The organism is Streptomyces sp. BE20, from assembly GCF_036322525.1.
In the GTDB taxonomy this organism is placed as follows: Bacteria; Actinomycetota; Actinomycetes; order Streptomycetales; family Streptomycetaceae; genus Kitasatospora.
Genome location: NZ_JAQYWW010001186.1, coordinates 62,735 through 76,078, shown reverse-complemented (window position 1 = coordinate 76,078; position 13,344 = coordinate 62,735). Strand labels below are relative to the sequence as shown.

11 protein-coding genes are annotated in these 13,344 nt (G+C 73.5%); 7 read left to right on the top strand and 4 right to left on the bottom strand.

The features are described from left to right. Positions 1-38: 38 nt before the first annotated feature. The gene (locus PUR61_RS38035) at positions 39-1,040 is read right to left on the bottom strand and encodes an adenosine deaminase (protein WP_329884424.1); all 1,002 of its coding nucleotides are present in this window, start codon (positions 1,038-1,040) and stop codon (positions 39-41) included. A 239-nt stretch (positions 1,041-1,279) separates the two neighbouring features. On the opposite strand from PUR61_RS38035, the gene PUR61_RS38030 reads away from it, so the two are divergent. The 5 genes from PUR61_RS38030 to PUR61_RS38010 all read left to right on the top strand — a co-directional run bounded on the left by PUR61_RS38030 (position 1,280) and on the right by PUR61_RS38010 (position 7,494). Then, positions 1,280-1,561 carry a DUF6158 family protein gene (locus PUR61_RS38030; RefSeq protein WP_329884301.1) on the top strand — a complete coding sequence of 94 codons (282 nt, stop codon included), beginning with the start codon at positions 1,280-1,282 and terminating at the stop codon, positions 1,559-1,561. A 145-nt stretch (positions 1,562-1,706) separates the two neighbouring features. Continuing rightward, positions 1,707-3,095, top strand: coding sequence for an NADP-dependent succinic semialdehyde dehydrogenase (locus tag PUR61_RS38025; RefSeq protein WP_329884299.1), 1,389 nt, complete (start codon positions 1,707-1,709; stop codon positions 3,093-3,095). Positions 3,096-3,447: 352 nt separating this feature from the next. Beyond that, positions 3,448-3,906: an RICIN domain-containing protein gene (locus tag PUR61_RS38020; RefSeq protein ID WP_329884297.1), complete on the top strand. Its 459-nt coding sequence runs from the start codon at positions 3,448-3,450 to the stop codon at positions 3,904-3,906. 320 nt (positions 3,907-4,226) lie between these two features. Beyond that, a complete protein-coding gene (locus tag PUR61_RS38015) occupies positions 4,227-5,615 on the top strand; it encodes a DUF2079 domain-containing protein (RefSeq protein ID WP_329884295.1) in 1,389 nt (462 codons plus the stop codon). A gap of 133 nt (positions 5,616-5,748) precedes the next feature. Continuing rightward, complete coding sequence (locus PUR61_RS38010; protein ID WP_329884293.1) at positions 5,749-7,494, top strand: DUF2079 domain-containing protein; 1,746 nt, start codon at positions 5,749-5,751, stop codon at positions 7,492-7,494. Positions 7,495-7,594: 100 nt separating this feature from the next. Here the strand turns inward: PUR61_RS38010 and PUR61_RS38005 are convergent, their stop codons facing one another. Next, positions 7,595-7,876, bottom strand: coding sequence for a hypothetical protein (locus tag PUR61_RS38005; RefSeq protein WP_329884291.1), 282 nt, complete (start codon positions 7,874-7,876; stop codon positions 7,595-7,597). 28 nt (positions 7,877-7,904) lie between these two features. After that, complete coding sequence (ku, locus tag PUR61_RS38000; RefSeq protein ID WP_329884289.1) at positions 7,905-8,924, bottom strand: non-homologous end joining protein Ku; 1,020 nt, start codon at positions 8,922-8,924, stop codon at positions 7,905-7,907. Positions 8,925-9,155: 231 nt separating this feature from the next. On the opposite strand from ku, the gene PUR61_RS37995 reads away from it, so the two are divergent. Beyond that, positions 9,156-9,368, top strand: coding sequence for a hypothetical protein (locus PUR61_RS37995; RefSeq protein WP_329884287.1), 213 nt, complete (start codon positions 9,156-9,158; stop codon positions 9,366-9,368). 195 nt (positions 9,369-9,563) lie between these two features. After that, the gene (locus tag PUR61_RS37990; protein WP_329884285.1) at positions 9,564-11,798 is read left to right on the top strand and encodes an MMPL family transporter; all 2,235 of its coding nucleotides are present in this window, start codon (positions 9,564-9,566) and stop codon (positions 11,796-11,798) included. 51 nt (positions 11,799-11,849) lie between these two features. Here the strand turns inward: PUR61_RS37990 and PUR61_RS37985 are convergent, their stop codons facing one another. Continuing rightward, complete coding sequence (locus PUR61_RS37985; protein ID WP_329884422.1) at positions 11,850-13,163, bottom strand: metallophosphoesterase; 1,314 nt, start codon at positions 13,161-13,163, stop codon at positions 11,850-11,852. Positions 13,164-13,344 lie beyond the last annotated feature (181 nt).

The window sequence follows — 13,344 nt, the reverse complement described above, 5'->3', positions numbered from 1 at the left end:
CCGGGCGGCGCCGCCCCGGACCTCCCCGGGAGGTCAGGTCAGGCGTCGCCGTCCGGGAACTCGTACGCCGCCACCTCGGCCAGCAGCTCCGCCCGCCGTTCCTCCGTCAGGAAGGCCGCCCGGAAGGAGTTGGCGGCGAGCAGCCGCAGGGTCTCCCGGTCGAGGTGCAGGGCCTCGGCCAGGGCCTCGTAGGTGTCGCCGACGTAGCCGCCGAAGTAGGCGGGGTCGTCGGAGTTGACCGTGGCCAGCAGCCCGGCGTCGAGGATCGCCGGGAGCGGGTGGTCGGCGAGGGTGTCGACGCAGCGGAGGCGGACGTTGGAGAGCGGGCAGAGGGTGAGCGGGATCCGCTCGCGCACCAGGCGGTCGACCAGCTCCGGGTCCTCCAGGCAGCGCAGGCCGTGGTCGATCCGCTCGACGCCGAGCACGTCCAGGGCCTCGGTGATGTAGGCGGCGGGGCCCTCCTCCCCGGCGTGCGCGACCCGGTGCAGTCCGGCCTCGGCCGCGAGCCGGTAGACCTCGCGGAACTTGGCGGGCGGGTGGCCGACCTCGGCGGAGTCCAGCCCGATGCCGGTGATCCGCTCGCCGAACCAGGGGCGGGCGGCTTCGAAGGTCTCCAGCGCGGACTCGGCGGACTCGTCCCGCAGGAAGCACATGATCAGCCTGGTGCTGATGCCGTGGCGCTCGGCACTCCGGTCCAGCGCCCGTCCGAGGCCGTCCACCACCACGGCGAGCGGGACGCCCCGGGCGGTGTGCGCCTGCGGGTCGAAGAAGATCTCCGCGTGCCGGACGCCCTGGGCCGCGGCCCGGGCCAGGTAGGCCGCGGCGAGGTCGGTGAAGTCCTCCTCGGTCCGCAGCACGGCCATCAGCGCGTAGTAGAGGTCGAGGAAGGACTGCAGGTCGCTGAACGCGTAGGCACGGCGCAGCTCCTCGGTGTCCGCGTACGGCAGGGTGACGCCGTTGCGGGCCGCGAGCGCGAAGGCGAGCTCGGGCTCCAGGGTGCCTTCGATGTGCAGGTGGAGTTCGGCCTTGGGGAGTGACATCAGTGCCTGTTCAGGGTGAGTGGTAAGCATGCGAAGGTTTCATCCTACGATCCGCCCACCCCTCTTCGGGCAGCCGGTCACCCCTGGCCGGCCGCCCCGGCCGCCCGGATCGGCACGATCGGCGGGACGCTCCGCGGAGCACCGGAGGAGCCGTCGCGCAACCCCTCGCCAACGGGTGTACCGGGCCCCGCGGCGGGGCACCGGCTAGGCGGGGGGCTTCCGCCGAGGAGGTTGACCACATGCAGCACCCCGACACCCCGCACCCCAGGCCGGAGGGCATCTCCCCGCACGCCCTGGGCAACGACACGCTGCTGCACGAGCTGGAACAGCTGCACCGGACCCGCCACGAGACGTTCCTGTACGGCTCGGAGGATGCGCTGAAGCGGCACACCCTGCGGACCGGGCAGCTGGAGGCGGAGTACCTGCACCGCTTCCCGAACCGCCTGATCACGGCCGGCCGGACCAGGGCCGGCGCCCGCGCGCGGGAGGCGGCGGCCCGGGTGGAGTCGCTGCCGGACTGAGCCCGCCGACGCCGCGGCGACCACCGCGGGCCGACCGCCCGGCGGGACACGCCGGGCGGTCATGGCGCGTCCGCACGGGGGGTGTCGGCGAGGGTGAGGGGCAGACCCCGGAACCACCCGCCCACGCACCCCTGGGAGTGCCCCCGTGCCCATCGCAAGCGTGAACCCCGCGACCGGCGAGACCCTGGAGACCTTCGAGCCGCTGGACGCCGCCGGCGTGGAGCGCCGGCTGGCCCGCGCCGAGGAGGCGTTCCGCAGCTACCGCACCAGCTCCTTCCCGTACCGGGCCGACCTGCTCCGGCGGGCCGCCGACCTGCTCGACCAGGACCTCGAAGCGGTGGCCCGGACCATGACGGAGGAGATGGGCAAGCCGCTCACCGCCGCCCGCGCCGAGGCCTCGAAGTGCGCGAAGGCGATGCGCTGGTACGCCGAGCACGCGGAGGCGCTGCTCGCCGACGAGCATCCGGACCCGGCCGACGTGGCCGACTCCGGTGCCGCCCGCGCCTACGTCCGGTACCGGCCGCTGGGCGCGGTGCTGGCGGTGATGCCGTGGAACTTCCCGCTCTGGCAGGTGGTCCGGTTCGCCGCACCGGCCCTGATGGCGGGCAACGTCGGCCTGCTCAAGCACGCGTCCAACGTGCCGCGCACGGCGGTCGCCCTGGAGGAGCTGTTCCGCCGGGCCGGGTTCCCGGAGGGCTGCTTCCAGACCCTGCTGATCGGCTCCGGTGCGGTGGAGGGCGTGATCCGCGACCCCCGGGTGGCGGCGGTGACCCTCACCGGCAGCGAGCCGGCCGGGCGGGCGGTCGCGGCCACCGCGGCCGACGAGGTGAAGAAGGCGGTGCTGGAGCTGGGCGGCAGCGACCCGTTCGTGGTGCTCCCGAGCGCCGACCTGGACGCGGCGATCGCCACCGCCGTCCGGGCCCGGGCGCAGAACAACGGCCAGTCCTGCATCGCCGCCAAGCGCTTCATCGCGCACGCCGACGTCTACGAGCGGTTCACCGCCGGCTTCACCGCGGCGATGCGGGCCCTGCGGGTGGGCGACCCGATGGACGAGGCCACCGAGGTCGGCCCGCTGGCCAGCCGGCAGGGCCGGGACGAGCTGGCCGACCTGGTCGAGGACGCGCGGGCGCACGGTGCGCGGGTGGAGTGCGGCGGGCGCCGCCCGGAGGGCCTGGACGCGGGCTGGTTCTACGAGCCGACGGTGCTGACCGGCATCACCCCGGCGATGCGGATCCACCAGGAGGAGACCTTCGGCCCGGTCGCCACCGTCTACCGGGCCGCCGACCTGGACGAGGCGCTGGCCCTGGCCAACGACACCCCGTTCGGGCTGAGCTCCAACGTCTGGACCGAGGACCCGGCCGAGCAGGAGCGGTTCGTCCGGGACATCCAGGCCGGCGGGGTGTTCTTCAACGGCATGACGGCCTCGCACCCCGCGCTGCCGTTCGGCGGGGTCAAGCGCTCGGGCTTCGGCCGGGAGCTGTCCGGCCACGGCATCCGGGAGTTCTGCAACGTCACGACCGTCTGGGTGGCCTGAGGTCCCGGCACGGCCGGCCGGGGCCCCGCCCCGGCCGGATCCGGCCAAGTTCCCGCGCGGCGGCCCGGGGCGCCGCAGCGCCGGGTTTGCGTCTTTCACGTCTTTTATCTGACATTGCCATGACATCCTCCCCCGGGGCCCCCTGTTCAGCACGGACCCGCCGAATATTGATTTCCACCCGCCCACGAACCGGCGGGAATTATTCCGTTCATACTCCGGAAATCCGGACCACCCAATTCCGAGTGGCCGAACCCGGGCATTACCGGAGATCCGGAAAACCTGCGAAGGGGAATCCTTGGATAAGTTCGATGTCGACCGGCCGGAGGGCCGGTCGACATCGAAAGGAAATGCGATGAAGCTCGCCAAGCGCACCGCTGCCCTTGTCGCCTCGACGGCGATCCTGGCCGGAGGGATGACGGTCCTGGTCTCCGGCCAGGCCAGCGCCGCCTCCGGCTACGTCACGCTCACGAACCTCGCCACCAGCCGTGTCCTCGACAGCAACGGCGCCGGAAACGTCTACACCCTGGCCGCCAACGGCGGCTCCTACCAGGTCTGGTACGCCAACGACCTGGGCGGATCGACCTACACCCTGCGGAACCTCGCCACGGGGCTCTGCCTCGACAGCAACGGCGCCGGAAACGCCTACACCCTCGGCTGCAACGGCGGCAACTACCAGAAGTGGGTGAAGAGCTGGGCCGGCAACGGTTACGCCTACCAGAACGTCGCCACCGGGCTCTACCTGGACAGCAACGTCAACGGGAACGTCTACACCCTGGGCGGCAACGGCGGCTCGTACCAGAAGTGGAACTGATCCACGATCAGCCGGTCACCGGCTGACCGACAGCACGACCTGACGACGGGTCATCGATGAAACGCCCTCCCCGACGCCTCAATCGCCGGGGAGGGCGCCTCCATGTTACGGTGCCCGCCCGGGGGCCGACACGCCCGGCGGCGTTCGCTCGTGGCTGAACCCGCCCGCCGCCTCGAACAGCTGGCGAGAATCGGCCGCACAGACCACTCGACCCGGAACGACGGGGATGTTCAGTGACCATTAGTACACTCACCGCAGCACTCCATCGAAGGACGGAGGGTGACGAACCATCGGTCGCATCACCCCCCGCCGATCGGCGGGTGCGATTCATCCCCTGGGCGGTCGCCCTCGCCCTATTCCTGGTCTATTCCTTCTTTACCGTCCGCCGCCACGACCTTCTCCTCACCAGCGGGTACGACCTCGGTATCTTCGAGCAGGGCGTCCGCGGCTACGCCGAGGGACGCGGACCGATCGTCGAGCTGAAGGGCCCCGGGTTCAACCTCCTCGGCGACCACTTCTCCCCGATCCTGGCCGTCCTCGCCCCGTTCTACTGGATCTGGCCCTCCGCCAAGGTGCTGCTGCTGGGTCAGTCCGCGTTGCTCGCCGTCGCCGCCGTGCCGATCAGTCGCTGGGCGCTGCGCAGCATCGGGCCCGCCGCCGCACTGATCACCGGCTTCGGCTACGGGGCCTCCTGGGGGCTGGCCTCGGCGCTCGGCTTCGACTTCCACGAGATCAGCTTCGCCGTCCCGCTGGTCGCCTTCTCGGTGGCGGCGCTCGGCGAGCAGCGGTGGGCGGCGGCGTTCGCCTGGGCCGCGCCGCTGGTCCTGGTCAAGGAGGACCTCGGCATCACCGTCGCCGCCGTCGGCGGGTACATCCTCTGGCGCGGCAACCGCCGGATCGGTGCCGCCGCCGTCGCCTTCGGCGTGGCCGCCTCGCTGCTCGAACTGCTGGTGCTGCTGCCCGCGATGAGCCCCGGCGGCAGCTTCGCCTACTGGGACAACCTGAGCGGCGGCTCGGGCGGCCGCAACCTGCTCACCCTCCCGCTCGACCTCATCACCCCGGGCGAGAAGGTCCGGACCGTGCTGCTGCTGCTCGCCCCGACCATGCTGCTGGCCGTCCGGTCCCCGCTGTTGCTGGTCGCGCTCCCCACCCTCGGCTGGCGGCTGCTCTCCAACAACCCCGCCTACTGGGGCACCGGCTACCACTACAGCGCCGTCCTGATGCCGATCGTGTTTCTCGCCTTCGTGGACGTCCTGGTGAAGGCCCGCGCCAACCCCGGGGTGCTGCACCGGCGGGCCGCCCGGGCCGCGCTGCCGGTCAGCCTCGCGGTCACGCTCGTCCTGCTGCCCGGCTTCGCGTTCAGCCAGCTGTTCGGCCTCGAACTCTGGCGCACCCCGGCGCGGGTCGAGGCCGCCCGGTCGGTCCTGGCCGCCGTCCCGGACGGCGCCCGGGTCTCCGCGTCCAACCGGCTGGTGCCCCAGCTGACCAACCGCTGCGAGGTCATCGTGTTCGGCTGGCCGCAGAACTGGTCGACCGCCGAGTGGATCGTGGTGGACGAGGGCCGGCCGATGGGCTGGCCGCTGTCGCCCGACCGCGAACGCGAGGAGGTCGCCCTCGCCAAGCAGGGCGGCTACCACGTCGTCCGCAGCGAGCACGGCATCACCCTGCTCCGGCGGACCGCCACCGAGCAGGCCGGGACCACCGGCTGACCGGCCGTCGGACGGGACCGGCCCGCGGTCCCGGTCCGACGCGCAGTCCGGCCCGGCCCCGGGCCGGCCCCACCGGGCAGGCCCGGCCGGACCCGGCCCACCTGCCTCCGACTCCGACCACTTCAGGGATCACGTGCCAGTCGAAACCGGACTCACCCCGTCCACCCGTACGATCCGGCCGCTGCTGCCGCGCGCCTCCCGACCGCCCGCGCCACGGACCGCCGCGCTCTCCGGACGCCGGACGGCCGTCCTGACGTTCCTCTGCTTAGCGGTCACCGCGGCCTGCGGGCTGCAGCAGTGGTCGGCGGTCCAACTGGGCGGCTTCGACCTGGGGATCTTCCACCAGGGTGTCGCGGCCTACGCTCACTTCGGTCTCCCGGTCGCGCCGGTCAAGAGCTACCACCACGAGTTCCCGCCCGAGTTCTCGCTCCTGGGCGACCACTTCTCACCGGTGCTGGCGGCGCTCGCCCCGCTCTACTGGATCTGGGAGGACCCGCGCACCCTGATCCTCGGTCAGGCGCTCCTCCTCGCCGCCGGCGTCCCGCTGATCCGCCGCATCGCCGTGCACTGCTTCCGGCTCCCCTCCCCCGTACCGGCCGACGCGTCGGCACCGGCCGCCGGACCCGGCGGGGACGCCTCCGCGACCGCCCGCGACGAGGGCCCCGGCGCGACCCGCGCGACCCGCGCCGCCCGCCTGGCAGCCGACCTCGCCGGTCTGGTGTACGGGCTGGGCTGGCCGCTGCTCGCCGCCGGCCGGGGCGGCTTCCACGAAGTCGCCTTCGCCGTCCCGCTCACCCTGCTGATGCTCGAACGCGGCCTCGCCCGCCGGTACGGGACCGCGGCCCTCGCCGCCGCGCTGCTCTGCGCCACCAAGGAGGACCTCGGCCTGCTGGTCGGCGTCTACGGCCTGGTCCTGCTCTGGCGCCACCGCCCGCGCGGCGACCGGCAGGGCGAGCGGGCCGGCGACCGACGGGGCCTGCTGTACGGCGCCGGGCTGCTGGTCGGCGGCCCGCTCGCCTCGGCGCTCGCCATCGTGTGGCTCATCCCCGCGATGGGCGGGCAGCCGGACTACTACTGGGTCTACGGCCCGATCGGCCCGGACGCCGGGACGGCGCTGACCAACGTGCTCGGCGACCCGCTGCTGCTGCTCCGGGTCGCCACCAACGCGACCCTCAAGCCGCTGCTGGTGCTCTGGCTGTTCGGCACCCTGTTCCTGCTCCCGCTGCGCTCGGCTACCACGCTCTGCCTGCTGCCGCTGCTCGCCGAGCGGGTCCTCTCCGACAACGCCAACCACTGGTCGATCGCGCACCACTACGACGCCTTCCTCTGGCCGGTGCTGCTCACCGCCACCCTGGAGGCGCTCGGCCGCCTGCACGCCCGGGGCGGCCTGCGGCGGCGGGCCGGTACCGGTCTCGGCCTCGCCGTGGTGGCCGTCTCGCTGGCGAGCAGCGTGATGCTGGGCGGGATCAGCCTGCTGACGCCGGCCGGCTGGCGGCCCTCGGCGAGCAACGCGGCGCTGGTCCGCGGCGCCGGGCAGATCCCCGACGGCGCCCGGGTCGAGGCCGACAACCAGGTGGTGCCCCGGCTGGTCGGCCGGACCGACACCGTCCTCGTCGACGGCGTGCCGCGCGGCCGGGAGTACGTCCTGATCCGGTCCGACACCCGGACCTTCCCGTTCCAGTCGGACGTGGAGCAGGCCGAGCGGATCGCGCTGCTGCTCGCCCACGGCTACCGGCAGGTCTGGGCCGAACAGGGCGTGGTGCTGCTGCACCGCGAGAGCGACGAGCCGGTCCCCGGCGCCCGGGTGCCCGACGGGGACAGCACGCCGGTGAAGGAGCTCGTGCCGTCGGACGTCGGCCACAACCTGTTCAAGGGCTGACCCGCACCTGCGGCGGCCCCGCCCCGGCCTCCCCCGCCCGGGACTCTCCCGCACGAGGCGGTTCCCCGCGATCACGGGCGGGGGACCGCCCCGGCGGACGTCAGGTGGCCATCCGGTGCCGGCCCCGGCCGGGCGTCCGCCAGCGGGCCACCACGCCGACCAGGGCGATCACGGTCACCCCCCAGATGACGCTGAAGACGATCAGCCAGGGCAGCGACGTGACCTGGGCGCCGACGGCGCCGAGGCCGAGCGAGAGGCCGACCAGGAGGACCACGGCCGTCGGGCTGAGGCCGAGCAGGCCGTGCCAGGCGCGGTGGGCCAGGCTCGGGTGAGCCGGAGCTTCCGGGCCGGTGTCGAGAGCCTTGTAGGTGAGCAGGTCCATCGGGGATCACCTCCGGGGTGGCGGGAGGTCACGAGGCCTTCCGTGGGGTGGTGGACTTTCGGGTCGTGGTCTTCTTGGCGGCGGTCTTCTTCGTGGCCGAGGCGGTGCCCTTCCGCGCCGCCGCGGCGGTGGGCTTGGCGGGAGTCGCCTTCTTCGTACCCGCGGCGCGCTTGCGCGGGGCAGGCTTCTCCTCGAAGGTCTCATCGGCGCTGACGGCCCCCTCGGTGCTGACGTCGGCCTCCGTCGGCCGCCCGTCCGCCCGGCCGGGGTGCGCCCCCTTGGCCTGCCGGAGGCTGCTGCGCAGCGCCTCCATCAGGTCGATCACGTTGTCCGGCGCCTCCCCCGGCTCCTCCTCGTGCGGCACCTCGACCCCCTGCAGCCGGGCCTCGATGACCTGCTGGAGCGCCTTCTGGTAGTCGTCGTGGAGCTGGCCGAGGTCGAAGTCCTCGGAGAGGGTCTCCATCAGCGAACGCGCCATCTTCAGTTCCTGCGGCCGGACGGTGACCTCCTCCTCCGGCGCGATGCCGGCGGCCGGGCGGACCTCGTCGGGCCAGATGCAGGTCTGGAGGACCAGCGTGCCGTCGTGCACGCGCAGCACGGCCGGGGACTCCCTGGTCCGCAGCGCGATCTTGGTGACGGCGATCTGTCCGGACTCGACCAGCGCGTCCCGGAGCAGCGCGTACGGCTTGGCGGCGGCCTTGTCGGCGACACCGACGTAGTACGCCTTGGAGAACATCAGCGGGTCGATCTCGGCCGCGTCCACGAAGGCCAGCACGTCGATGATCTTCTTGCTGGGCAGCGGCAGGTCCGCGAGGTCCTCGTCCGTGAGGGTGACGGTCCGGCCGTCCGGGGACTCGTAGCCCTTGGCGATCTCCGCGTACGGGACCTCCTTCGCCTCCTGCTCGCAGTACCGCTTCATCCGGACCCGGCCGCCGTCCTTCGCGTGCACCTGGTGCAGGGGGACGTCGTGCTCCTGGGTGGCGGAGTACAGGTGGACGGGGATGGAGACCAGGCCGAAGCTGATCGTCCCCTTCCAGGTGGTCTGCATGGGGTCGCTCCTTCCCGGAGCCGTCCCGGTGGTTCCCGCTGCCGGGGCGTCGCGCCCGGAGTCTCCACTCTGCCCGGGTTCCTCCCGATCGGCCACAGGATCGCGTCGCGGGCCGGGCACGCGGGCCGGGCACGCGGGCCGGCGGGCCGTGCGCCCGGGGCGGCTCCGCGCCCGGCATCCCCTCCACCCGCGTCCGGGCGGACAATGACGGCGGGACGGAGGTGGTGCCCGATGCCGAGGACCGGAGCGGTCCCGCCGCCCGACGCGACCAGGTACCGGGTGACCTACGCGGTCGCCGGCACGGACGGCGTACGGCAGGCGGAGGTCACCGTCGTGCCCGGGTACTCGCAGGAGAGCGACATCCCGGCGGTGCTGGCCGCGCACCTCACCGGGAACCCCGCCGACGCCCGGCTCGTCACCGTGCTGGCCCTGCGGGCCGACTGACCCCGACCGGCCCGGACCGACACCCGGACCGGCCCCGGCCGACACCCCGACAGGCACCCGGACCACCCGAAGGGAGCAGCGGGCCGCCCTTCCCCGGGCCCGGCGCACCTGCGCGACCTAGGGTTTGTCGCATCCGGCCCCCCGCTGCCGCTCTTCGGCGGCCACCTCGCGGCGGACCCACCCCCGGGAGAGCCCATGACGCCGCCCAACCGGGCCGCCACCCCCAGCGCACCCTCCCAGTCCCGCCGCGGCCTGCTCCGCCGGACCGGCGAGTGGTGCGCCCGGCACTCCGTACTCGTGATCGTCCTCTGGCTGGCGGTCCTCGCGTGTGTCCAGATCGCCAACCGGACCGTGGGCGGCACCTACTCCGACGACTTCTCGCTGCCGGGCACCCAGGCCGCGCAGGGGAAGAACGTGCTCCAGGCGCACGAGCCCGCGGCCGCCGGCACCGCCGCCCAGGTCGTCCTGCACGACGCCCAGCCGCTGGCCGGCTTCGAGTCGCCGCTCTCCCAGTCGCTCACCGCGCTCCAGCAGCTGCCGCACGTGCTGTCCGTGCAGAGCCCGCTGCCCCCGGCCGGACAGGCCGCGCCGCCGGGCGGACCGCTGTCGACGGACGGCCTCACGGGGTACATCACCGTCCGGTTCGACGCCAACCCGACGACGCTCGGCGAGAGTTACCTCGACGAGGTGGACACCGCCGTCGCGCCGCTGCGGGCCGCCGGGGTGCAGGTGGAGTACGGCGGCCCGCTCGGCGAGCTGGCCCGCCCCGCCCCGGACGACCGGACCAGCGAGGCGATCGGCTTCGCGGTCGCGATCGTGGTGCTGCTGATCGGCTTCGGCAGCGTCATCGCGGCCGGTCTCCCGCTGGTCACGGCGCTGATCGGCGCGGTGGTCGGCCTGGGTGTGCTCGGGCTGCTGGCGGCGCTCTCCACGTTCGCGACGGTCGCACCGACGCTGGCCACGATGATCGGGCTGGGCGTCGGCATCGACTACGCGTTGTTCCTACTCACCCGGCACCGGCAGAACCTGATGGACGGCCACGATCCGGTGGCCTCGGCCGGGCAGGCGGTCGCCACCAGCGGGCGGGCCGTCCTGGTCTCCGGCTGCACGGTCGTCATCGCCCTGACCGGGCTCTCGGTCTCCGGGGTCTCCTTCATCGCCAAGCTGGGTGTCGCGGCTGCGGTGACCGTGGTCTCGGCGGTGCTCGGCGCGCTGACCCTGCTGCCCGCCCTGATGGGGCTGATCGGGCGGCGGATGGACCGCTACCACGTGCGGCGGCCGGTCGCCGAGACCGGGGCCGCGCCGGGCGAGGAGATCACCGGGAGCTGGCACCGCTACGCCCGGCGGGTGGAGCGGCGGCCGTGGTGGTTCCTGACCGGGGGCGTGATCGTGATCGCGATCCTGGCCATCCCGTTGTTCTCCATCCAGTTGGGGCACATCGACGACGGCGCCGACCCGACCTCGTTCACCGACCGGCGAGCCTTCGACCTGATGTCGGAGGCCTTCGGCCCGGGCTCCAACGGGCCGCTCACGCTGGTGGTGGACCAGAGCGCGGTGCCGGCCGGGAACCGGTCCGGGGTGCAGAGCGCCGTGCAGCAGGCGCTGACCGGACTGCCGGGCGCGGCCAGCGTCGGCCCGCTCCAACCCAGCCCGGACGGCGTGATCCTGGTGTCCACCGTGATCCCGGCGGAGGCGCCCCAGGAGCAGAGCACCACCGAGTTGGTCAACCGGCTCGCCGACACGGTGCTCCCGCAGTCCGTGGCCGGCACCGGCGCCGAGACGTACGTGACCGGGACGACCGCCGCGCAGGTGGACTTCCTGGACATCGTGTCGAGCCGGCTGCCGTGGATCATCGCGGTGGTGGTGGGGCTCGCGTTCCTGATCATCCTGATCGTGTTCCGCGGGCTGCTGGTCGCGGTGAAGGCCGCCGTGCTCAACCTGATCTCGATCGCGGCGTCGTACGGGGTCCTGGTGGCCGTCTTCCAGTGGGGGTGGGGCGGTCCGGCGCTCGGCGTCTCGGGCACCGTGCCGATCGAGAGCTACGTGCCGATGATGATGTTCGCGATCGTCTTCGGCCTCAGCATGGACTACGAGATCTTCCTGCTCTCCCGGGTGCACGAGGCCTGGCTGCGGACCGGCGACAGCCGGGCGGGCGTGGCGCACGCGCTGGAGATCACGGCGCGGGTGATCAGCTGTGCGGCGCTGATCATGGTCAGCGTGTTCGCCGCGTTCATCGTCAGCGACAACATCGTGATCAAGATGATGGGCCTGGGCCTGGCGGTGAGCGTCCTGATCGACGCCACGATCGTCCGGCTGCTGCTGGTACCGGCGGTCATGACGCTGCTCGGCCCGGCCGCGTGGTGGACGCCCCGCTTCCTCGACCGGATCCTCCCCCACATCGACACCGAGGGCGAGAGCGAGCGGGTCTGACCGGCGCGACCCGGACCGCGCGGGTCGGACCGTGCCGCGCCGGGCCCGCGCTCAGGCCCGGAGCGAGGCGAGGGTGACGACGGTGATGTCGGACGGCGCGCCCACCCGGACCGGCGGGCCCCAGGCACCGGCGCCACGGGTGACGTAGAGCTGGGTGTCGCCGTACCGCTCCAGCCCGGCGACCGTGGGGTTGGCGAGCTCGGCCAGGAAGTTGCCCGGCCAGAGCTGCCCGCCGTGGGTGTGCCCGGAGAGCTGGAGGTCGACGCCGTGCCGGACCGCGTCGTGGATGGTGACCGGCTGGTGCGACAGCAGGACGGAGGTGCGGGCCCGGTCGCGGTCGCCGAGCGCCTTGCCGAAGTCCGGGCCGTCGCCCTCCTTCTCGCCGGCGATGTCGTTGACCCCCGCCAGGTCGAAGCCGCCCAGCTCCACCCGGGCGTTCTGCAGCGGGTGGACGCCCAGCTCGCGGACGAAGTCCACCCAGGGGGCCGCGCCGGAGAAGTACTCGTGGTTGCCGGTGACGAAGTACGCGCCGTCGCGGGCCCGCAGCTGCGCCAAGGGCTCGGCGTCCCGCCCGAGTTCGGCGACGCTGCCGTCCACCAGGTCGCCCACGATCGCGATCAGGTCGGGCTGCGCCCCGTTGATGGTGTCCACGATCCGCTGGGTGTGGGCGCGGCCGAGGATGGGCCCGAGGTGGATGTCGCTGACCACCGCGATCCGGTAGCCGTCCGCCCGGGCGGGCAGCTTGGCCAGCGGCACGGTCACGTGCTTGAGCCCGGGTCCGCGCAGGACCCCGTAGGCGCCGGTGCCGACCACGGCCGCCGCCGCGCCGGAGGCGCCGAGCGCGACCGCCCGGGCCACGAAGAGTCGCCGCTCGGGCGAGGGGGCGAAGGACGTCGACGGCGCGCCGGCCCCGCTCCCCGGAACCTCCGGGACCTCCCGGGCCTCCTGAACCTCCCGGGGCGCTTCCGGAACCGTCCGGTCCGCCGGATCAGCCGGATCAGCCGGGTCGACAGCCGGTGCCGGTTCGGCCACCCGCCCGGCCTCCGCCCGGCGCGCCGGCAGGCGCAGCAGCAGCGGACGCACGGCCTCGCCGACACCGAGCGCCAGCAGCAGGTACAGCAGCACCGCCAGCCAGAGGTACCCGGGCCAGGCCAGCCACCGCTCCACGGCCATCGGGAGCGCCCGCCCGCCGATCACCGCCCCCAGGGCGAGCAGCGGCAGGACGACGGCGAGCACCGTTCCGACCCGGCGCCACCGCCCGCCCGGCACGGAGACGTCGCGCACCAGGCGGCGCCAGAGGTACCAGTGCGCGAGGGCCAGGACGGCCAGCAGGAGGAGGATGCCGAACACCACGAGGACGATCATCACGCGGCCAGTATGAACGGCCGCCCGACGGACCCCGCAGGCGGGCCGCCGACAGTCCCGCCCCACCCCCGGCGACCTGGCACTGTGTCAGATTTGAGCTTTCACCGCCCCCTCTTCACCCCCTCTGACCTGCTGTTTCATGTCCGCTGAGCGAACATTTTCCGGGGCCTTGTTCCGATAC